The organism is Pseudomonas sp. NS1(2017), assembly GCF_002269425.1.
In the GTDB taxonomy this organism is placed as follows: domain Bacteria; phylum Pseudomonadota; class Gammaproteobacteria; order Pseudomonadales; family Pseudomonadaceae; genus Aquipseudomonas; species Aquipseudomonas reactans.
Genome location: NZ_CP022960.1, coordinates 987,957 through 1,008,623, shown reverse-complemented (window position 1 = coordinate 1,008,623; position 20,667 = coordinate 987,957). Strand labels below are relative to the sequence as shown.

Below are 20,667 nucleotides of genomic sequence, written 5' to 3'. Positions count from 1 at the left end.
CCTTACCAAGAGTGGGGTGGCGAGTTACGAGCCTTTTGGCCACGAACAATAGCAGCCCACCGCCAGGGTGTGCGTGGCATTTATCTCGCGTCCTGTTTCAAGGGCCTTCAAGATCGGCTCAATAAAACTGTTGCTGGAATTACACGTGAGGCCTTCGCTGTAGGGCCCGAAGTACGCGAGCTTGCCGCTGCGATCCCAGATACCCACGGCCGGGCTGGCCGGCACTTGCTCGGCGCCGGGCAGGACGGTGAGGGTTTTCATGCGGCGCAGGTTGTCGGGCAATTGGCCGTGGCTGCCGGGCTTTTGCAGGGCATAGAACTCGACGCCTTGGGGCGCGTACTGCTCGATCAGCTCGCCCAAGTGCTGCTGGTTGCCGACGTTGCACGGGCACGCCGGGTCCCAGAAGTGCACCAGGCGGATCGGGCCGGGGCCGGCAAGGTCGGCGGGCAGCTTCAACGGGTCGCCGGAAAACACCGCCGTGTGCTCGCTGAAGGCGCGCAGGTAGCGGCCTTGGAACCAGTCATACGCCGCCCATAGCACGCCGGCGCAGATCACCAGGATCAGGCTCGCGAACAAGGCGGTGCGGTAGGGCTGTCGCATTCAGATGTATCCTCGAAGGTCGCGTAGCTTGCCATGCTTGTCCTGACAGATGAATATCGCAGCTCGATATTCATCTTTGCCGTCAGTCTGGAACCCTTTATGCCTGTCACCTTTGACCCCGATCATCTGCGCGAAAGCCTGCGACCCCTGGTGGATGCGCAACCGCTCAGCGCCGAGGCTCGGGTCTACCAGCGTTTTTACGGTCTGGACCAGGCCGTGAGTCGCATTGGGCGTTTCGAGGTGGAGGGGTTTGAGGTGGTGGCCCAGGTGTGGTGGCCGCCCGCGCCGGTGGCGACGATGTTCATGTTCCACGGTTTCTACGACCACATGGGGCTGTACCGCCATGTGGTGAAGTGGGCGCTGGAGCAGGGCTTCGTGGTGATCGCCTGCGATTTGCCGGGGCATGGCCTGTCCAGTGGCGTGCGTGCCAGCATCGATGATTTTGCGGTGTATCAACAGGTGGTGAAGGCGCTGTTCACCCAGGCGCAAGTGCTGCAACTGCCGCAACCCTGGCACCTGTTCGGGCAAAGCACCGGCGGCGCGGTGGTGGTGGATCACCTGCTCAACCATGGCGCCGACAGCCCGGCCCAGGGCAAGACTTTCCTGCTGTCACCGCTGGTGCGGCCACGTGCCTGGGGGTGGTCGCAGATCAGCTATTACCTGCTGCGTCCGTTCGTCAAAGGCATCGCGCGGCGATTCAGCGAGAACACCAACGACCCTGCATTCAAGCCGTTCCTGGAAGCCGACCCGCTGCAGCCGCGCCAACTGCCGACCGCCTGGGTCGGCGCCTTGGCGCGCTGGATCAAACGCATTGAAGCCGCACCGCGCAGCCCTCGGCGGCTGGTGATTGTTCAAGGTGGGGAAGACATGACGGTCGACTGGCAGCACAACCTGCAGGTGTTGCGGGGCAAGTTCGACCAGCCCGAGGTGTTGATGCTGCCGCGTGGTAGGCATCACCTGGCCAATGAGATTCCGGAGATTCGTGACGAGTACTTCCGATACTTAACGGACCACCTGTAGGAGCGAGCTTGCTCGCGAAGAACGCACACGCACCGCGTTTATTCAGATGCCCCGCGTAATCGTTAACGACCTTCGCGAGCAAGCTCGCTCCTACAGGGGGTCAGGGCGCCAGGCTTGAAGTGCTTTGGCCGACAGCCAGCCCGGCGCGAATGGCTGCGAGGGCAGCCTGGTAATACGCCTTACCCTCCGGCGACTCGGCAAACGTCGCGAACTCTTCCAGTTCAGGGTCGGACAAATCCCGATAGACGTACAGCAGCGTGTTGTTCAGATCCTTGTCGATCTGTTGCATCAGCCGCTCGCGCTGGCCGTTCAACATGCCCTGGGCTTGCCCACCACCCAGCAGGCCGGGAATCATCTGGCTCAAGCTGTCGGCCGCCACCCCGGCAATCGCCAGGCTGACTTCCGCGCCGGCTTCACGGGCCGGCAGGGCCTGGGCCAGGTGGCCGATGATCAGGCTACGGGTGGCATCGGCTTCGATTTTCGGCAGGCCCTGGGCGTTTTTCGCCAACTGATCGCGGCGCGTGGCCAGTAACTCGGCGGCGACAATCTTACGGCCCAGGGGCGATTGGAAAAACGCCAGGGCAGGTTTGGGATCCGCCAGATTCTTGCGCAATTGCGCTTCGGCACGCTGGTCCACAGCCTGGGCGGCAAAGCGTTTATTGCTGTTGTCCACCAGCGCCTGGTACACCGCCGGCGGCAGGCTGTTGCGGTAGCGCTGCTGGGCGGCGCTGAGGGCGTCATTGAAATGCGCACGTTGTTCGGCCCAGCCGGCGACCTTGTACAACTGGTCATGGCCGTCTGCCCAGGCGGGCAAAACGCAGAACATCAGCAAGGAAAAAAACAAACGACGCATATGGACTCCTGTCAGTCGGCCACTATTGTCCGTGTCGGGCGTAGGATTTGTCGAGAAGTCCTATCAGTCACCTGACTAAAGTATCTTCAGACGCTCGGCGGCTCTGTCGGATTCACAGGCGTATGGATACTATGCGCGCCATGCAAATACCCCTCGATCACCCCTTGCTGCAACGTATTGTCGACGACCTGGCCGAAAAGGGCTGGTCCCGGCAGGACGGCTTCCTGCCCCAGGCTCTGACCCTGGAACTGGCGGCTGAGTGCCGTAAACGTGCGGCCGAGGGTGAACTGGCCCCGGCGGCGGTGGGGCGCGGCCCGGCCCAGGAGATTCGCGAAGGCATTCGCGGTGACCATATCCAGTGGCTGGAAGACGGTGACGCGGCGGTCTGCGACACCTACATGGCGCTGATGGACAGCCTGCGTTTGGCGATGAACCGTGGCCTATTCCTCGGCCTCGAAGATTTCGAAAGCCATTTCGCGATGTACCCGCCGGGTGCGTTCTACCTCAAGCACCTGGACCGTTTTCGCGACGATGACCGGCGCATGGTCTCGGCAGTGATCTACTTGAACGATGCCTGGCTGCCCGAGCATGGTGGCCAGTTGCGCATGTACCTCAAGGACGGCGTCGAATACGATGTGGTGCCCACCGGCGGTTGCCTGGTGGTGTTCCTGTCGGGCGAAGTGCCCCACGAAGTCATGCCCGCCACGCGCGAACGCCTGTCCCTTACCGGCTGGTTTCGTCGGCGGGGCAACGAGCCGTTCTGAGCATGGAAAAGATATTGATCAGCCGCTGCCTTCTGGGGCACAAGGTGCGCTACGACGGTGGCGCCAGCGGGCCGTTCGATCAACTGGCGGTGTGGCAGGCCGAGGGGCGTGTGGTTGCCATCTGCCCGGAAGTGTCGGGTGGTTTGCCAACGCCACGTCCACCCGCCGAGATTCCCGGCGGGCAAGGCGTGGATGTCTGGGAGGGGCGTGCCCAGGTGCTGACGGCTGAGGGCGAAGATTTCAGTGAGGCCTTCCTCGACGGTGCGCGCCAGGCCTTGGCGCTGGTGCAGCGCCACCACATCCGCATCGCAGTGCTCAAGGCCAATAGCCCGTCGTGCGGCAATCTGCTGACTTACGACGGCACCTTCAGCGGCGTGAAGGTGAGTGGCGAAGGTGTGACGGCTGCGCTGCTCAAACGCCACGGCGTGCTGGTGTTCAGTGAACTGGAATTGGTGCAGGCAGCCCAGGCATTGAACACTGGCGATTATTGAGTCTGGGCGGCCGGGCGGTTTGGGTAATCGACAAGCCACTTCTGCAACAATTTCCTGAATCGATCGTCGGATTTGAATCGTTGCAGTGCGTTGTTCAGGCTTGACTTGAATGCCGGGTTGCCCTTCTGGAACGGCATCGCGTAGAGGGTCGACGGGCCTGTCATGCGCCCCCGGGATTCGCCGTAAGGCTCACTGAAATCGAACCGATCCTGCAATTCGGGAGTCACAGCAATATAGTTCATCGCCACGTCGTACTTGCCGCTCTCCACTCCCGGGAGCAGGTCAGTCGCATCGGTGATGATGAACGACGCGCGCACGTCCATCTCCTTGGCCAGTTGCTCGCCGAGTTCCACTTCCAAGCCGGTGAGTTTGTCACCTTCCTTGAAACTAAATGGCGGGTTTTCGGCCACGACTGCAATACGCAGTTCGCCCCGATCAAATACATCATCGAGCAGTTCGGCATGCGCCAAGGGGCTCAGAAGGGGAAGCAAAAGTAACAGGCCAGGCGAAAAGCGCATGGTCACTCCTAGAGATTTTTAATGTGCGAGGCGCCGTTCAGCATCGCTTTGCTATGGTGTTGAGTGCCTTGGACAGCAATTTGTCGCGAAGTTGTCATAACCCTACAGATTTCACAGAAAAACTGGAGAAGCGAATGAAAGCCCTTTTGTCCCGTGCAACGATTGCCAGCCTGCTGCTGGGTGCCTCGATGTTGGCCAATGCCGCTGATGTGCCTCGTACGCCTGCGCCCAAAGGCGCCGAGGTGTTTATCGTCTCGCCCAAAGACGGCGCAACCGTCGACAAAACCTTCACCGTCAAATTCGGCGTCAAGGGCCTGGACCTGGAACCGATCGACAAGCAAGTACCGGGCGCCGGCCACCACCACCTGCTGGTCGACCAGGATGTGACGTCGCTCAAGGCCGACGAAGCCATTCCGGCCACGGCCACGTCGATTCACTTCGGCAAGGCGCAAACCGAAACCGAGCTGACCCTCGCACCTGGCAAGCACACCTTGCAGCTGGTGGCGGGCGATAACGTGCACCGCCAGTTCGAGCCCACTGTAGCCTCGAAAGTGATCACGGTTAACGTTAAGTAAGATTTGTTCAGATGCAAAAAAGGGAGCCCCGAGGGGCTCCCTTTTTCATGTTGCGGCGAAACCTTAGAACAACACGCGGCTACGAATGGTGCCGTTGATGTGCTGCAGTTTCTCTTGCGCCAGGTCCGAGTACTCGGCGTCGACGTCGATCACCACGTAGCCAACCTTCTCGTTGGTCTGCAGGAACTGACCGGAGATGTTGATGCCGTTTTCCGCGAAGACCTTGTTGATCTCCATCATCACGCCAGGGATGTTCTGGTGGATGTGCAGCAGGCGGTGCTTGCCAGGGTGAGCCGGCAGGGCCACTTCCGGGAAGTTCACGGACGATACCGAGGTACCGTTGTCGCTGTACTTGACCAGCTTCTCCGAAACTTCCAGGCCGATGTTGGCCTGCGCTTCAGCGGTGGAACCGCCGATGTGCGGGGTCAGGATCACGTTGTCCAGGCCACGCAGCGGGCTTTCGAAGATGTCGTCGTTGGAGCGCGGCTCCACCGGGAACACGTCGATGGCGGCGCCGATCAGGTGCTTGTCCTTGATCGCGTCGGCCAGGGCGTCCAGCTCGACCACGGTGCCACGGGCAGCGTTGATCAGGATGCCGCCTTTCTTGATGGCGCGGATTTCCTTCTCGCCGATCATCCACTGGGTCTCAGCGGTTTCCGGAACGTGCAGGGTCACGATGTCGGACATGCCCAACAGCTCGGTCAGGCTGGCCACTTGCGTGGCGTTGCCCAATGGCAGCTTGGTCAGGGTGTCGTAGAAGAACACCTGCATGCCGAGGCCTTCAGCCAGGACCGACAACTGAGTACCGATCGAGCCGTAACCGACGATACCCAGCTTCTTGCCGCGGATTTCGAAGGAGTTGGCCGCGCTCTTGATCCAGCCGCCACGGTGGCAGGAAGCGTTCTTCTCAGGAATGCCGCGCAACAACAGGATGGCCTCGGCCAGCACCAGTTCCGCAACGGAACGGGTGTTGGAGTACGGTGCGTTGAACACCGCGATGCCGCGCTCGCGCGCTGCGTTGAGGTCGACCTGGTTGGTGCCGATGCAGAAACAGCCGACCGCCACGAGTTTCTTGGCGTGATCGAAGATCTCTTCGGTCAGCTGAGTGCGGGAGCGAATGCCGATGAAGTGCGCGTCGGCGATCTTTTCCTTGAGTTGGGCTTCCGGCAGAGAACTGGTGATGTACTCAATGCTGGTGTACCCGGCGGCTTTCAGAACGTCGACAGCCGATGGGTGGACGCCTTCCAGAAGAAGGAACTTGATCTTGCTCTTATCGAGAGAAGTCTTGCTCATCTGCGTAAACCTGTATCCCGGAGAAAAATGGCAGGGAATCGAGCAGCACAAGCTGACCCGGACGGCAGGAAAGCCGTCACCGCAGAAACGCCCTTGGGCTCTGTCCTGCGGGGGCGGTATGCTAGCATACGCGCCCCGCTAAACACCTATTCCTGCGACGTGAAGCGTTCTCAGGATGACCATGAATTGTTCGAGAGTTCTGTCGATGACCCATCCTGCCCTGATTGATGAGCTAAAGACCCTGGTTGAGCCCGGCAAAGTGCTGACCGATGCAGACTCCCTGGAGGCTTACGGCAAGGATTGGACCAAGCACTTCGCACCCGCGCCGACCGCCATTGTCTTCCCCAAGACCACTGAGCAGGTCCAGGCCATTGTGCGTTGGGCCAATACCCACAAGGTGGCGCTGGTGCCATCGGGCGGGCGTACCGGTTTGTCGGCCGCTGCCGTGGCGGCGAATGGCGAAGTGGTCGTGTCGTTCGACTATATGAACCAGATCCTCGACGTGAACCTCACCGACCGCACCGCCGTGTGCCAGCCGGGCGTGGTCACCAAGCAATTGCAGAACGTCGCTGAAGAAAAGGGCCTGTACTACCCGGTGGACTTTGCATCGTCCGGTTCCAGCCAGATTGGCGGCAATATCGGCACCAATGCCGGCGGGATCAAGGTGATTCGCTACGGCATGACCCGTAACTGGGTGGCCGGCATGAAAGTCGTCACCGGCAAGGGTGACGTACTGGAACTGAACCGCGACCTGATCAAGAACGCCACCGGCTACGACATGCGCCAGCTGTTCATCGGCGCTGAAGGCACCCTGGGCTTTGTGGTCGAAGCCACCATGCGCCTGGACCGTGCACCGAAAAACCTCACCGCCATGGTGTTGGGCACGACCGACTTCGACTCGATCATGCCGGTCTTGCACGCGTTCCAGAGCAAGCTGGACCTGACCGCCTTCGAATTCTTCTCCGACAAGGCCCTGGCCAAGGTCATGGGCCGTGGCGACGTGCCGGCGCCCTTCGAAACCGAGTGCCCGTTCTACGCACTGCTGGAATTCGAAGCCACCACCGAAGAAGTCGCCAACCACGCGCTGGAAACCTTCGAACACTGCGTGGAACAGGGCTGGGTGCTGGACGGCGTGATGAGCCAGAGCGAAACCCAACTGCACAATCTGTGGAAATTGCGCGAGTACATCTCCGAGACCATTTCCCACTGGACCCCGTACAAGAACGATATCTCGGTAACTGTCTCCAAAGTGCCGGCGTTCTTGAAGGAAATCGACGCGATCGTCGGCGAACACTACCCCGACTTCGAAATCGTCTGGTTCGGCCACATTGGCGACGGCAACCTGCACCTGAACATCCTCAAGCCAGAAAACCTGAGCAAGGACGAGTTCTTCGCCAAGTGCGCCACCGTGAACAAGTGGGTGTTTGAAACCGTCGAGAAGTACAACGGTTCGATCTCCGCCGAACACGGCGTAGGCATGACCAAACGTGACTACCTGACTTACAGCCGCTCGCCGGTTGAAATCGAATACATGAAGGCCGTCAAAGCCGTGTTCGACCCGAACGGGATCATGAACCCTGGCAAGATCTTCGCTGTTTAATCGCCCTGAAGGAGTCGTTCCATGAGCTACCAGCACAAGTATGTCGACGGCACCAACATCCACTTTCCGCTCGGCAAAGTGGTGTGTATCGGGCGTAACTATGCCGAACATGCCAAGGAACTGGACAACCCGGTACCCACCGAGCCGCTGCTGTTCATCAAGCCGGGCAGCTGCGTGGTGCCGCTGGAAGGCGGTTTCAGCATCCCGACCGAACGCGGCTCGGTGCACTACGAGGCGGAAATCGCGGTATTGATCGGCAAACCCTTGTCGACCAAGCCCAGCCGTGAAGAAGTGCTGGATGCGATTTCCGGCTTCGCCCCGGCCCTGGACCTGACCTTGCGTGACAAACAGGCCGAGCTGAAAGCCAAGGGCCTGCCGTGGGAAATCGCCAAGTCCTTCGATGGTGCGGCGGTAATCGCGCCGTTCGTGGTGGGCAGCACCTTCCCGGACGTGACCGACATCGGCATCCGCCTGAGCATCAATGGCGAAGTGCGCCAGGATGGCAACAGTGCGCAGATGCTCAACCCGATCATCCCGATGATCCAGCACATGGCCGGCTGCTTCTCCCTGCAAGCGGGCGATGTGATCCTCACCGGCACACCGGCCGGCGTGGGCCCGCTGAATGTGGGCGATGAGCTAGTGTTGGAACTGTCGGGTGTGAACCGCTTCGAAAGCAGCGTTCGCTGAACCCGCTCTTGTAGGAGCCGGCTTGCCGGCGATGGGGTCAGTGCGGTGCAACTGGCACACCCCGTCGATCCCATCGCCGGCAAGCCGGCTCCTACAGGTCATTCGCTTTTTGCATTTTTTTCACACACCATCCGGATAATCCTCAGCCTCTTGCGCGCGGGCCTGTCATTCCTGTGCTATCACCTAACGCTGACTTTCCGGAAAAAGCGCTCAATGGCCGTGTCCCTGCCCTCCGCTACACCCAAGCCGCGTTCTCGCTTTGCCTTGCGCTGGTATTCCTGGCTGTTGCTGGTGGGGGTGATCTCCTATGGCGTTGCCTGGGCCATGCACTGGGATGATCGCGGCGTGCTGTGGGTGCTGGAACGTTTCGAAACGCCGGCCGAACGTCAGGAAAGCGTGTGGCTGCCGGACTACCATGCCGTGATCGACGGTAAGCTTTTACCGGGTATGGAAAAGGACGAGGCGTCCGACGTCTCCTACAACCCCCTGACCAAAACCCTGTTTTCCGTAATGGGCAAAAACCCGTTCCTCGCTGAGTTGAGCCTGCAAGGCGACGTGCTGCGCAAGATGCCGCTCAACGGTTGGGATAACCCGGAAGGCGTGACAGTGATGGAAAACGGCCTGATCGCCGTGGTCGATGAGCGCCAGCACACGCTGACCCTCGTCAAAGTCGACGCCGCCACCACTGCGTTGAACAAGGCCGATTTCCCGAGTTATGACCTGGGCCCGTCCAAGGACCAGAACAAAGCCTTTGAAGCCATCACCTGGGACAAGCGCCACCAGCAGTTGGTACTGGGCGAGGAGCGCCCGCCGGCGCTGTTTACCTGGAAAAGCGATGGCGGCCCGGCTCTGTCTGGCGATAAGCAAAAGCTGGCCAGCAAGGAATTGGACATGCGCAACCTCTCGGCCCTGGCCGTCGACCCGCGTACCGGGCATCTGCTGGTGCTGTCGGCCGACTCCCACTTGCTGCTGGAGCTGGACGAGAAGGGTGAGCAAGTCAGCTTCATGACCCTGCTCGGCGGCTTCAATGGCCTCAAACACACCATTCCTCGGGCGGAAGGCGTGACCATGGACGAGGACGGCACGCTGTACATCGTCAGTGAGCCCAACCTGTTCTATCGCTTCGAAAAGCAGAAATAGCACACCGATTACGTCGGATATGTCTCTATGAGCGGCATTCGCCAGACAGCCGGGCGCGTTTAAGTTTAAATTCAGACAGGCGTGATATTCATTCGCCACTTTTGATTTTGAGCCCGCCCGATGCGACGACTAGCCCGCCCCAAACCCCTTCTCATCATGCTTGCGCTGATCGCCTTGGTCAGCGCCGGGGCCGTTGCGCAACATTTCCGCCTGTTCGAGCGCGCCTGGTTCAACTGGCAGGCGTGGCGCCAGCCGACGGATGAGCGCTCCATTGGCCTGGCGGACTACCGTGTGACCCTGGAAGCCCAAGTGATCGAGGGGTTGGAGGACGATGTGTCGGCCTTGACCTTCGACCCGGTGCGCAAAAGCCTGTTTACCGTCACCAATAAAAACGCCGAACTGATCGAGTTGTCCCTTGAGGGCAAGATCCTGCGGCGGATTCCCTTGATAGGGTTTGGCGATGCCGAGGCGGTGGAATTCATCAGCGACAACATTTACGTGATCAGCGATGAGCGCCAGCAGCGGCTGATCAAAGTGCATGTGGACGACGACACCCAATTCCTCGACGCCGCCGATGCGGAGCAGATGACCTTGGGCCTGCACGTGGGTGGTAACAAGGGTTTTGAGGGGCTGGCCTATGACTCGGTGGGCAAGCGCCTGTTCGTGGCCAAGGAGCGCGACCCGATGCTGATCTACGAGGTCCACGGTTTTCCCCACTTCAAGCCGGAAAAAACCTATTCGGTGCACGTGATCAACAACCCCAAGCGTGATGCCGGATTGTTTGTGCGTGACCTGTCGAGCCTGCAATACGACGAGCGCAGCGGCCATTTACTGGCGCTGTCGGATGAGTCGTTCCTGGTGCTTGAACTGGATATCGACGGTCGCCCGCTGAGCAGTCTGTCACTGCTGAACGGGCGCCATGGCCTGAAAAAGCGGGTGCCTCAGGCCGAAGGGATCGCCATGGATGACGAGGGCGCGTTGTACCTCGTGAGCGAGCCGAACCTGTTTTACGTGTTCAAGAAGCCTTGAGGGTTTTCACGCCTTCGGCGGTGCCCAGCAGCAGCACGTCCGCCGGACGCGCGGCGAACAGACCGTTGGTGACCACGCCGACGATCGCGTTGATCTGAGTTTCCAGCTCCACCGGGTGGGTGATCTGCATGTTGAACACGTCGAGGATGATGTTGCCGTTGTCGGTCAACACACCTTCGCGGTACACCGGGTCGCCGCCCAGCTTCACCAGCTCGCGGGCCACGTGGCTGCGGGCCATCGGGATCACTTCCACCGGCAGTGGGAACGCGCCGAGTACCGGCACCAGCTTGCTGGCGTCGGCGATGCAGATAAAGGTCTTGGCCACGGCCGCGACAATCTTCTCGCGGGTCAGGGCTGCGCCGCCGCCCTTGATCAGGTTCAGGTGTTCGTCGCTTTCGTCGGCGCCGTCGATGTAGAACTCCAGGTCGCTCACGGTGTTGAGCTCGTACACCGGAATGCCGTGGCCTTTCAGGCGCGCGGCGGTGGCTTCGGAGCTGGCCACGGCGCCATCGAACGCGCCCTTGTGCTGGGCCAATGCGTCGATGAAGCAGTTGGCGGTGGAGCCGGTGCCGACACCGACGATGCTCTTGTCGTCGAGTTTAGGAAGGATTAAATCGACAGCGGCCTGGGCCACTGCCTGTTTGAGTTGATCCTGGGTCATGCGGGCTCCGGAACGGGCGGGGAGTTAACGAGGGGCGCGAGTATAACCCAACAAAACCTCGGGATTCGTGTGGTCGCCCGGCCAAAAGCCGGGTTAGACTCCTTGGCCCTGCCAAACCGTGAAAGTAGAAGCCCGCCGATGCTTGAACAGTACGTCAAAAAGATCCTCACCTCGCGCGTTTACGACGTTGCCGTAGAAACCCCGTTGCAGACCGCCCGCCAGCTCTCCGAGCGGCTGGGCAACAAGGTCTGGCTCAAGCGTGAAGACTTGCAGCCGGTGTTCTCGTTCAAGATTCGCGGCGCCTACAACAAGCTGACCCAGCTGACGGCTGAGGAGCGCGCGCGCGGCGTGGTCACGGCGTCGGCGGGCAATCATGCCCAGGGCTTGGCCCTGGCAGCCAAGGTGCTGGGGGTGAAAGCCACCATCGTGATGCCCAAGACCACCCCGGAGATCAAAGTCGAAGGCGTGCGCTCCCGTGGCGGCAAAGTGGTGCTGCATGGCGATTCCTTCCCGGAAGCCCTGGCCTACTCACTCAAGCTGGTCGACGAAAAAGGCTACGTCTACATCCACCCTTACGATGATCCGCACACCATTGCCGGGCAGGGCACCGTGGCGATGGAGATCCTGCGCCAGCACCCGGGGCCTCTGGACGCGATTTTCGTCCCGGTGGGCGGCGGCGGGCTGATTGCCGGGATTGCGGCGTACGTGAAATACCTGCGCCCCGACATCAAGATCATCGGCGTCGAGCCGGACGACTCCAATTGCCTGCAAGCCGCCCTGGCTGCGGGCGAGCGCGTGGTACTGCCAACCGTTGGTCTCTTCGCCGATGGCGTGGCGGTGGCGCAGATCGGCCAGCACACCTTCGACATCTGCAAGGATTACGTGGATGAAGTGATCACCGTGAGCACCGATGAAATCTGTGCGGCGATCAAGGACATCTACGACGACACCCGTTCCATCACCGAGCCGGCAGGGGCATTGGGTGTGGCGGGTATCAAGAAGTACGTCGAGACCCGTGGCGTCACCGGGCAGACCCTGGTGGCGATCGACTCCGGCGCCAACGTCAACTTCGACCGCCTGCGCCATGTGGCCGAGCGCGCCGAGTTGGGTGAGGGCCGCGAAGCGATCATCGCCGTGACCATCCCCGAGAAACCTGGCAGCTTCAAGGCGTTCTGCGAGGCCGTGGGCAAGCGTCAGATCACCGAATTCAACTACCGCTTCCACTCCGGCAGCGAAGCGCACATCTTTGTCGGCGTGCAGACCCACCCGGAAAACGACCCGCGCAGCGCGCTGATCGCCAGCCTGACAGGCCAGGGCTTCCCGGTGCTGGACCTGACCGAGAACGAGCTGGCCAAGTTGCACATCCGCCATATGGTCGGCGGCCATGCGGCTCACGTCAGCAATGAAGTGGTGTTTCGCTTCGAATTCCCGGAGCGTCCGGGGGCCTTGTTCAACTTTCTTAACAAATTGGGCGGGCGCTGGAACATCTCGATGTTCCACTATCGCAACCACGGCGCAGCCGACGGCCGTGTGGTCGCCGGCCTGCAAGTGCCGGCGGACGAGCGTCACCTGGTACCGGCAGCCCTGGAAGCCATCGGCTACCCGTACTGGGATGAAAGCGATAACCCGGCCTATAAACTGTTCCTCGGTTGAGCGACTACGCTGATTGGGGCGGCCTTTGAGAGATAAGAGACATGGAAACCCTGATCACCCTGAAAGTTATCCACATCGCGGCCACGGTATTGCTGCTGCTCAGCGGCCTGGGCCTGGCGGTACTGGCCTGGCGCAAACGCAGCGCGGGCCCCGCGGTGACCGTGCAGCGCCCATGGGCGTTCGTCTGGTTGTTGATGGGCGTGTGTGTGGTGAGCATGCCGTTTACCGGCTGGTGGCTGGTGCACCTGATCGGCTGGCCCCTTGGGCAGACCTGGATCCTGGGCTCCAGCCTCCTCTACACCGTGGCGGCGCTGGCCTGGTTCTGGCTGGTGGCGCGGCTCAATCGCCTGCGCAAGGGCGAGGGTGGTAGCCTGAACTTCACGCTGGTGCTGGCGGTGGTCAGTTTGGTGGGGTTTGTGGCGATTGCCGGGTTGATGGGTGCCAAGCCTGTGTAGGAGCGAGCTTGCTCGCGAAAAACGCAAGGACACCGCGTTCATTCAGGATGCCCGCGTCATCATTGACGATTCTCGCGAGCAAGCTCGCTCCTACAGGTGAAGCCGATCAGCTACGCAATGTGATCACCGGCCATCCACGCTTTTCGGCTTCAGCCCGCAGATTCGGGTCCGGATCCACCGCCACCGCATGAGTCACCTGCTCCAGCAGAGGCAGGTCATTCATCGAATCACTGTAGAAGTAGCTGTCTTCCAGGCTGTACCCGGTTTCTTCCAGCCAACGGTTCAAGCGCGTCACCTTGCCCTCGCGAAAGCACGGAATATCGGTGCTGCGCCCGGTGTAGCGGCCGTTTTCCATCTCGCATTCGGTGGCGATCAGGGTTTCCACGCCCAGGCGTGCGGCAATCGGTGCGGTGACGAAACGGTTGGTGGCGGTGATGATCACCAGCTTGTCACCGGCGGCGCGGTGCTTGGCCAGCAGTTCCACGGCTTTAGGCAGCATCAGCGGTTCGATGCAGTCGCGCATGAAGTCGTTGTGCCACTCGTCCAGTTGGGCCCTCTCGGTGCGGCCGAGGATTTCCAGGCTGAAGTTCAGGTAGGCGGCGTTGTCGAGCTTGCCGGCCAGGTAATCCTGGTAGAACTCGTCGTTGCGGGCCTTGTAGGCCACCGGGTCAAGAATCCCGCGTTCACACAGGTAATCGCCCCAAGCGTGATCGCTGTCACCGCCGAGGAGGGTGTTGTCCAAGTCGAATAAAGCCAGGCGCATTGCAGTTACTCGCTGAAATGTCTGTAAAAAGGCGTCCAGAATACGGTCTTTTCACAAGAGTGCACATAAGGTAAGAAGCCTCGTTGCCGCTTCATCAACCTTTGTGGAACAATGCGGCGACATGCGTTTGCGAGGTTGTTGCCGTGATCGACCCCGATGGTTTCCGTCCTAATGTCGGGATTATTCTTACGAATGATGCCGGACAGGTGCTATGGGCTCGCCGAATCAACCAAGATGCCTGGCAGTTTCCTCAAGGCGGAATCAACCCCGACGAAACCCCTGAAGACGCCTTGTACCGTGAGTTGAACGAAGAAGTCGGCCTTGAGCGCGAAGATGTACAAATTCTGGCCTGTACCCGTGGCTGGTTGCGCTATCGTTTGCCGCAACGCCTGGTGCGTACCCACAGCCAACCGCTGTGCATCGGCCAGAAGCAGAAATGGTTTCTCCTGCGGCTGATCTCCAATGAGCAGCGGGTGCGGATGGATTTGACCGGTAAACCGGAGTTCGATGGTTGGCGCTGGGTCAGCTATTGGTACCCGTTGGGCCAGGTGGTGACATTCAAGCGCGAAGTTTATCGTCGCGCTCTCAAAGAGCTTGCCCCGCGCCTTTTAGCGCGCGACTGACGACGGAGTTCGACCCCGAGCCATGCTCAATACGCTGCGCAAGATCGTCCAGGAAGTTAACTCCGCCAAGGATCTCAAGGCGGCGTTGGGGATTATTGTGTTGCGCGTCAAGGAAGCCATGGGCAGCCAGGTCTGCTCGGTTTACCTGCTGGACCCCGAGACCAACCGTTTTGTGCTGATGGCCACCGAGGGCTTGAACAAGCGCTCGATCGGCAAGGTCAGCATGGCGCCCAATGAAGGTCTGGTGGGCCTGGTGGGGACGCGTGAAGAACCCCTGAACCTTGAAAACGCGGCCGATCACCCGCGTTATCGCTACTTTGCCGAAACCGGCGAAGAGCGTTACGCCTCGTTCCTCGGTGCACCGATCATTCACCACCGCCGCGTCGTCGGCGTGTTGGTCATCCAGCAAAAAGAACGCCGCCAGTTCGACGAAGGTGAAGAAGCCTTCCTCGTGACCATGAGCGCGCAGCTCGCGGGCGTAATCGCCCACGCTGAAGCCACCGGCTCGATTCGCGGCCTGGGGCGTGAAGGCAAGGGCATCCAGGAAGCCAAGTTCGTCGGTGTGCCGGGTTCGCCGGGCGCGGCGGTCGGTACGGCGGTGGTCATGTTGCCGCCGGCAGACCTGGATGTGGTGCCGGACAAGACCGTCAACGACATCGACGCTGAAATCAAACTGTTCAAGACCGCCCTGGAAGGCGTGCGCGCCGACATGCGCAACCTGTCGAACAAGCTGGCCACCCAGCTGCGCCCCGAAGAGCGTGCGCTGTTCGACGTGTACCAGATGATGCTCGACGACGCGTCCCTGGGTAACGAAGTCAAGACCGTGATCAAGACCGGCCAGTGGGCCCAGGGCGCACTGCGCCAGGTGGTCACCGATCACGTCAACCGTTTCGAAATGATGGATGACGACTACCTGCGTGAGCGGGCCTCGGATGTGCGCGACCTCGGTCGCCGTCTGCTGGCCAAGCTGCAGGAAGACCGCACCACCAACCTGGTTTACCCCGACAACACCATCCTGATCAGTGAAGAACTGACCGCCACCATGCTCGGCGAAGTGCCAGAGGGCAAGTTGGTGGGCCTGGTCTCGGTATTGGGTTCGGGTAACTCCCACGTCGCGATCCTGGCGCGTGCCATGGGCATCCCGACGGTGATGGGCCTGGTCGACCTGCCATACGCCAAGGTCGACGGCATCGGCATGATCGTCGATGGCCATCGCGGTGAAGTGTTCACCAACCCCAGCGAAGTACTGCGCAAGCAATACGCCGAGGTGGTTGAGGAAGAGAAACAACTGGCGCTGGGCCTCGATTCGTTGCGCGAGCTGCCATGCGTGACCACCGATGGTCATCGTGTGCCGTTGCTGGTCAACACCGGCCTGCTGGCCGACGTGGCCCGGGCGCAACAGCGAGGCGCCGAAGGGGTGGGGCTGTACCGCACCGAAGTGCCGTTCATGATCAACCAGCGTTTCCCGAGCGAGAAGGAGCAGCTGGCGATTTATCGCGAGCAACTGCAGGCCTTCCACCCGTTGCCGGTGACTATGCGCAGCCTGGATATCGGCGGCGACAAGTCACTGTCTTATTTCCCGATCAAGGAAGACAACCCCTTCCTGGGCTGGCGCGGCATTCGCGTGACCCTCGACCACCCTGAAATTTTCCTCGTACAGACCCGCGCCATGCTCAAGGCCAGCGAAGGCCTGAACAACCTGCGCATCCTGTTGCCGATGATTTCCGGCACTCATGAGCTTGAAGAGGCGCTGCACCTGATCCACCGCGCCTGGGGCGAAGTGCGCGACGAAGGCGCCGACGTACCGATGCCGCCGATTGGCGTGATGATCGAAATCCCGGCGGCGGTGTACCAGGCCAAGGAACTGGCGCGGCAGGTGGACTTCCTGTCAGTGGGTTCCAACGACCTGACCCAATACCTGCTGGCCGTGGACCGCAACAACCCACGGGTGGCCGACCTCTACGACTACCTGCACCCGGCGGTGCTGCAAGCCCTGCAACACGTGGTGCGCGACGCCCACGCCGAAGGCAAGCCGGTGAGTATCTGCGGTGAGATGGCCGGCGACCCGGCGGCGGCAGTGCTGTTGATGGCGATGGGTTTTGACAGCCTGTCGATGAACGCCACCAACTTGCCGAAGGTGAAGTGGATGCTGCGTCAGGTTGACTTGGGGATGGCCAAGGATTTGCTGGCAGAGCTGATGACCATCGACAACCCGCAAGTTATCCACAGCTCGTTGCAGTTGGCGCTGAAGAATCTGGGGCTGACGCGGATGATCAACCCGGCCTCCGCAAAAACCTTGTAGGAGCGAGCTTGCTCGCGAAAAACGTCAACGATAACGCGGGGGGTCTGATTCCCCGCAGCGCTCTCAGGTTTTTCGCGAGCAAGCTCGCTCCTACAGGTAGAGCTCTACCTCGCCTAGTCGCCCACCGTGCGGCCCGAAACTGCGTTCTAGCATCCGCCGCGTCCCGTCGGCATTCACGATCAGCGCCGTACTCGCCCGCGTCCCATAACTTGGGCTGGCGATAAACACGCTCGACAACAGACTCTCCGTCGCCAAGCCCACCCCGGTATCCGGCAGGTCTGCAAAAGGCGCCGTCTGCGGGTCGCTCAATATCTCCAGCAACGCCTCCGGCTGCGGATCATCCAGCACCGCGCTCAACGCTGCCTTGGCCTTGAGCAGCTTGGGCCACGGCGTATCCAGCCCAGCGTTGGACAATCCATACACCCCGGCCTCCAATCGCGTCGGCTCAGTGTGATTGGCGTTGTAGTGCCACAACTCATCCCGCGTGCCCACCAGCAGGTTAAACCCGGCATATTCAATTGAACGGCCGTTAACATCGGCCAAATACTCTTCAATCGGCAGCGAACCGCTGAGAAACCGCGCGACCAACTCGCCACGGGATTTGCGGGCCGGTGGCTGGTGCGGGTCGCGGATATTGGTCAGCGCCGCAAAGCGGCCGTCGGCATTCACTCCCAACCAGGTACCACCGGCTTCCTGATCGCGGCCGGCGTAGACCTCCGGCGCATCCAGCCACTGGGCCAGCGGCAGGCTGGGGCGGGCGTAGAACTCATCGCGGTTGGCCGCGACGATCAGCGGTTGGGCGTGGCCCGGCCGCCAGGCGAAAACAATCAGGCACATCAGGCGATCCCTTTTGTGTTTTTAGCCACTCTACCCACTCAAGCAGAGGCGTTCCATCGTATCCAGTTGGGTCGCATGCCTTCCATCCGTTAACATGCCGGACTTGGTTGGGGGGCTCCCATGGAATTTCTGCTGTATTTGCTGCTCGGCGCCTGTGCGGGCGTACTCGCCGGGCTGTTTGGCGTGGGCGGCGGGATCATCATCGTGCCGGTGCTGGTGTTCAGCTTCACCTTGCAGGGCTTCGACCCGCAGGTGCTGACCCACCTGGCCGTGGGCACTTCGCTGGCGACCATCATCTTTACCTCGGTGAATGCCGTGCGCGAGCATCACCGACGGGGCGCGGTGCGTTGGCCGATCTTTGTGTGGATGACCGTGGGCATCCTGATCGGCGCGGGCTTTGGTGCACTGACCGCCGAAGCGATTTCCGGCCCGCACCTGCAAAAGATCATTGGCGTGTTCGCCTTGCTGGTGGCCGTGCAACTGGCGCTGGATGTGAAGCCCAAGGCCAGTCGAACGGTGCCGGGCAAGGTTGGCTTGACCGTCGCCGGTACGTTTATCGGCTGGGCCTCGGCGATTTTCGGGATTGGCGGCGGCTCGCTGACCGTGCCGTTTTTGACCTGGCGCAGCGTACCGATGCAGCAGGCGGTGGCCACTTCATCGGCCTGCGGCCTGCCGATTGCGCTGGCCAGTGCATTAAGTTTCATGATTCTGGGCTGGCATGACCCGCTGTTGCCCGCTCATAGTCTAGGGTTCGTGTATTTGCCGGCGCTGCTGGGCATTGCCCTGACCAGCATGGTGTTTGCCCGCTTTGGTGCACGCTTGGCGCACAAGCTGTCGCCGCGTTTGCTGAAACGGCTATTCGCCGGACTGCTGTTCTGTGTCGGCATAAACTTTTTGCTTTAAAGAATTTGAATAATGCAGGCTTAATCGCGGCCCGGCATGGTCCCGGGCGCTATAACGAATGATTAACGAGGAGTCGCAATGCTGCCTTACCCGCAGATCGACCCGGTGGCCCTGGCCATCGGTCCGCTGAAAATCCACTGGTACGGGTTGATGTACCTGATCGGCATTGGCGGTGCCTGGTTCCTGGCTTCCCGCCGTCTGAACCGGTTCGACCCGACCTGGACCAAGGAGAAGCTCTCCGACCTGATTTTCTGGCTGTCGATGGGGGTGATTGTCGGCGGACGCCTGGGGTATGTGCTGTTCTATGATCTCTCCGCGTACATCGCCAACCCGACGCTGATCTTCGAAGTGTGGAAGGGCGGCATGGCGTTCCACGGCGGCTTTATCGGCGTGATGATCGCCGCCTGGTGGTTTGGTCGCCGCAACGGCAAGTCGTTCTTCCAACTGATGGACTTCGTCGCGCCGATGGTGCCGATCGGCCTGGGCGCCGGGCGTATCGGCAACTTTATCAACGCCGAGTTGTGGGGCAAGCCGACCGACGTGCCGTGGGCCATGGTGTTCCCGCCGTTCAGCGACCCGGCGCAGTTGCCGCGCCATCCGTCGCAGCTTTACCAGTTCGCGTTGGAAGGCGTGGCGCTGTTCCTTATCCTGTACATCTTTTCGCGCAAGCCACGCCCGACCATGGCGGTTTCCGGCATGTTCGCGCTGTTCTACGGGATATTCCGCTTCATCGTCGAGTTCGTGCGCGTGCCGGATGCGCAGTTGGGCTACCTGGCGTTCGGTTGGGTGACCATGGGCCAGATCCTCAGCCTGCCGATGATCCTCGGCGGCCTGGGCTTGCTGTGGTGGGCGTACAATCGCCCGCAACCTTTGAAGAACACCGCGCTTTAAATTCGAATGCCGAGGCGGTTGCGCAACCTCGGCTTCAACGATACGGGTAAAAAAATGAAGCAATATCTCGAGCTACTGAACGACGTCGTGACCAATGGATTGACCAAGGGCGATCGCACCGGCACCGGCACCAAGGCCGTGTTTGCCCGTCAGTATCGGCATAACTTGGCCGACGGCTTCCCGCTGCTGACCACCAAGAAGCTTCACTTCAAAAGCATCGCCAACGAGCTGATCTGGATGTTGAGCGGCAACACCAACATCAAGTGGCTCAACGAAAACGGCGTAAAGATCTGGGACGAATGGGCCACCGAAGACGGTGACCTGGGCCCGGTGTACGGCGAACAGTGGACCGCCTGGCCGACCAAGGATGGTGGCACGATCAACCAGATCGATTACATGGTCCACACGCTGAAGACCAACCCGAACAGCCGGCGCATCCTGTTCCACGGCTGGAACGTCGAGTACCTGCCCGACGAGACCCAGAGCCCGCAGGAAAACGCGCGCAACGGCAAGCAAGCACTGCCGCCGTGCCACCTGCTGTACCAGGCGTTTGTGCACGACGGTCACCTGTCGATGCAGTTGTACATCCGCAGCTCCGACGTGTTCCTCGGCCTGCCGTACAACACCGCCGCGCTGGCCTTGCTTACCCATATGCTGGCCCAGCAGTGCGACCTGATCCCTCACGAGATCATCGTCACCACCGGCGACACCCATGCCTACAGCAACCATATGGAGCAGATCCGCACCCAACTGGCGCGTACGCCGAAGAAGCTGCCGGAGCTGGTGATCAAGCGCAAACCGGCGTCGATCTACGACTACAAGTTCGAAGACTTCGAAATCGTCGGTTACGACGCCGACCCAAGCATCAAGGCCGACGTGGCCATCTAAAAGGCTGTCTCGGTCACTGTAGGAGCGAGCTTGCTCGCGAAAAACGTCAACGATAACGCAGCGTGTAGGGTCTAGCGCGGCGGTTTCAAGTTCTTCGCGAGCAAGCTCGCTCCTACAGTGA

At 60.9% G+C, this 20,667-nt stretch carries 22 protein-coding genes; 15 read left to right on the top strand and 7 right to left on the bottom strand.

Annotation, left to right across the window (positions count from 1 at the left end; genetic code table 11):
* Window positions 1-24: 24 nt before the first annotated feature.
* Window positions 25-600, bottom strand: a complete 576-nt coding sequence (locus tag CI807_RS04895; protein ID WP_095013919.1) for a DUF6436 domain-containing protein — start codon at window positions 598-600, stop codon at window positions 25-27.
* A 99-nt stretch (window positions 601-699) separates the two neighbouring features.
* On the opposite strand from CI807_RS04895, the gene CI807_RS04890 reads away from it, so the two are divergent.
* Complete coding sequence (locus tag CI807_RS04890) at window positions 700-1,620, top strand: alpha/beta hydrolase (RefSeq protein WP_095013918.1); 921 nt, start codon at window positions 700-702, stop codon at window positions 1,618-1,620.
* A gap of 100 nt (window positions 1,621-1,720) precedes the next feature.
* On the opposite strand, the gene CI807_RS04880 is transcribed toward CI807_RS04890, so the two are convergent.
* Window positions 1,721-2,473 (bottom strand): DUF2059 domain-containing protein, encoded by a 753-nt coding sequence (locus CI807_RS04880; RefSeq protein ID WP_095013917.1) that lies wholly within the window; start codon window positions 2,471-2,473, stop codon window positions 1,721-1,723.
* A 131-nt stretch (window positions 2,474-2,604) separates the two neighbouring features.
* Here CI807_RS04880 and CI807_RS04875 point away from each other — a divergent pair, with 131 nt between their 5' ends.
* On the top strand, window positions 2,605-3,237 hold the full coding sequence (locus tag CI807_RS04875) for a 2OG-Fe(II) oxygenase (protein WP_025999959.1): 633 nt from the start codon (window positions 2,605-2,607) through the stop codon (window positions 3,235-3,237).
* A gap of 2 nt (window positions 3,238-3,239) precedes the next feature.
* Window positions 3,240-3,728: a DUF523 domain-containing protein gene (locus tag CI807_RS04870; RefSeq protein ID WP_095013916.1), complete on the top strand. Its 489-nt coding sequence runs from the start codon at window positions 3,240-3,242 to the stop codon at window positions 3,726-3,728.
* On the opposite strand, the gene CI807_RS04865 is transcribed toward CI807_RS04870, so the two are convergent.
* On the bottom strand, window positions 3,722-4,246 hold the full coding sequence (locus CI807_RS04865; RefSeq protein ID WP_095013915.1) for a transporter substrate-binding domain-containing protein: 525 nt from the start codon (window positions 4,244-4,246) through the stop codon (window positions 3,722-3,724). The genes CI807_RS04870 and CI807_RS04865 overlap by 7 nt on opposite strands.
* A 134-nt stretch (window positions 4,247-4,380) precedes the next feature.
* Between CI807_RS04865 and CI807_RS04860 the strand changes: the two genes are divergently transcribed.
* On the top strand, window positions 4,381-4,821 hold the full coding sequence (locus tag CI807_RS04860; RefSeq protein ID WP_095013914.1) for a DUF4399 domain-containing protein: 441 nt from the start codon (window positions 4,381-4,383) through the stop codon (window positions 4,819-4,821).
* A gap of 63 nt (window positions 4,822-4,884) precedes the next feature.
* Here the strand turns inward: CI807_RS04860 and serA are convergent, their stop codons facing one another.
* Window positions 4,885-6,114: a phosphoglycerate dehydrogenase gene (serA, locus tag CI807_RS04855; protein ID WP_003195214.1), complete on the bottom strand. Its 1,230-nt coding sequence runs from the start codon at window positions 6,112-6,114 to the stop codon at window positions 4,885-4,887.
* Between the two features lie 205 nt (window positions 6,115-6,319).
* Here serA and CI807_RS04845 point away from each other — a divergent pair, with 205 nt between their 5' ends.
* The 4 genes from CI807_RS04845 to CI807_RS04830 all read left to right on the top strand — a co-directional run bounded on the left by CI807_RS04845 (window position 6,320) and on the right by CI807_RS04830 (window position 10,570).
* Entirely contained in the window at window positions 6,320-7,714 is a 1,395-nt protein-coding gene (locus CI807_RS04845; RefSeq protein ID WP_016979015.1) for an FAD-binding oxidoreductase, read from the top strand.
* A gap of 21 nt (window positions 7,715-7,735) precedes the next feature.
* Window positions 7,736-8,401 (top strand): fumarylacetoacetate hydrolase family protein, encoded by a 666-nt coding sequence (locus CI807_RS04840; protein ID WP_016979016.1) that lies wholly within the window; start codon window positions 7,736-7,738, stop codon window positions 8,399-8,401.
* Between the two features lie 213 nt (window positions 8,402-8,614).
* Window positions 8,615-9,541: an SdiA-regulated domain-containing protein gene (locus tag CI807_RS04835; RefSeq protein WP_095013913.1), complete on the top strand. Its 927-nt coding sequence runs from the start codon at window positions 8,615-8,617 to the stop codon at window positions 9,539-9,541.
* 120 nt (window positions 9,542-9,661) lie between these two features.
* Window positions 9,662-10,570 (top strand): SdiA-regulated domain-containing protein, encoded by a 909-nt coding sequence (locus CI807_RS04830; RefSeq protein ID WP_095013912.1) that lies wholly within the window; start codon window positions 9,662-9,664, stop codon window positions 10,568-10,570.
* On the opposite strand, the gene rpiA is transcribed toward CI807_RS04830, so the two are convergent.
* Window positions 10,557-11,231, bottom strand: a complete 675-nt coding sequence (gene rpiA / locus CI807_RS04825) for a ribose-5-phosphate isomerase RpiA (protein WP_095013911.1) — start codon at window positions 11,229-11,231, stop codon at window positions 10,557-10,559. The genes CI807_RS04830 and rpiA overlap by 14 nt on opposite strands.
* 108 nt (window positions 11,232-11,339) lie before the next feature.
* Here rpiA and ilvA point away from each other — a divergent pair, with 108 nt between their 5' ends.
* Both ilvA and CI807_RS04815 read left to right on the top strand, forming a co-directional pair.
* Complete coding sequence (ilvA, locus tag CI807_RS04820; protein ID WP_256578781.1) at window positions 11,340-12,884, top strand: threonine ammonia-lyase, biosynthetic; 1,545 nt, start codon at window positions 11,340-11,342, stop codon at window positions 12,882-12,884.
* Between the two features lie 41 nt (window positions 12,885-12,925).
* Window positions 12,926-13,339 carry a DUF2269 family protein gene (locus CI807_RS04815; RefSeq protein WP_095013909.1) on the top strand — a complete coding sequence of 138 codons (414 nt, stop codon included), beginning with the start codon at window positions 12,926-12,928 and terminating at the stop codon, window positions 13,337-13,339.
* Between the two features lie 106 nt (window positions 13,340-13,445).
* On the opposite strand, the gene CI807_RS04810 is transcribed toward CI807_RS04815, so the two are convergent.
* Window positions 13,446-14,102 (bottom strand): HAD family phosphatase, encoded by a 657-nt coding sequence (locus tag CI807_RS04810; protein WP_095013908.1) that lies wholly within the window; start codon window positions 14,100-14,102, stop codon window positions 13,446-13,448.
* 143 nt (window positions 14,103-14,245) lie between these two features.
* Here CI807_RS04810 and CI807_RS04805 point away from each other — a divergent pair, with 143 nt between their 5' ends.
* The gene (locus CI807_RS04805) at window positions 14,246-14,725 is read left to right on the top strand and encodes an RNA pyrophosphohydrolase (protein WP_003176750.1); all 480 of its coding nucleotides are present in this window, start codon (window positions 14,246-14,248) and stop codon (window positions 14,723-14,725) included.
* 22 nt (window positions 14,726-14,747) lie between these two features.
* Window positions 14,748-17,027 carry a phosphoenolpyruvate--protein phosphotransferase gene (gene ptsP, locus CI807_RS04800; RefSeq protein ID WP_095013907.1) on the top strand — a complete coding sequence of 760 codons (2,280 nt, stop codon included), beginning with the start codon at window positions 14,748-14,750 and terminating at the stop codon, window positions 17,025-17,027.
* A gap of 90 nt (window positions 17,028-17,117) precedes the next feature.
* On the opposite strand, the gene CI807_RS04790 is transcribed toward ptsP, so the two are convergent.
* Window positions 17,118-17,864 (bottom strand): NRDE family protein, encoded by a 747-nt coding sequence (locus tag CI807_RS04790; protein WP_095013906.1) that lies wholly within the window; start codon window positions 17,862-17,864, stop codon window positions 17,118-17,120.
* Window positions 17,865-17,984: 120 nt separating this feature from the next.
* Here CI807_RS04790 and CI807_RS04785 point away from each other — a divergent pair, with 120 nt between their 5' ends.
* From CI807_RS04785 to CI807_RS04775, 3 genes are all read left to right on the top strand, one after another.
* The gene (locus CI807_RS04785) at window positions 17,985-18,767 is read left to right on the top strand and encodes a sulfite exporter TauE/SafE family protein (RefSeq protein ID WP_095013905.1); all 783 of its coding nucleotides are present in this window, start codon (window positions 17,985-17,987) and stop codon (window positions 18,765-18,767) included.
* Between the two features lie 78 nt (window positions 18,768-18,845).
* On the top strand, window positions 18,846-19,658 hold the full coding sequence (gene lgt / locus CI807_RS04780) for a prolipoprotein diacylglyceryl transferase (protein ID WP_010207296.1): 813 nt from the start codon (window positions 18,846-18,848) through the stop codon (window positions 19,656-19,658).
* Window positions 19,659-19,712: 54 nt separating this feature from the next.
* The gene (locus tag CI807_RS04775; RefSeq protein ID WP_025999960.1) at window positions 19,713-20,546 is read left to right on the top strand and encodes a thymidylate synthase; all 834 of its coding nucleotides are present in this window, start codon (window positions 19,713-19,715) and stop codon (window positions 20,544-20,546) included.
* Window positions 20,547-20,667: the final 121 nt, after the last annotated feature.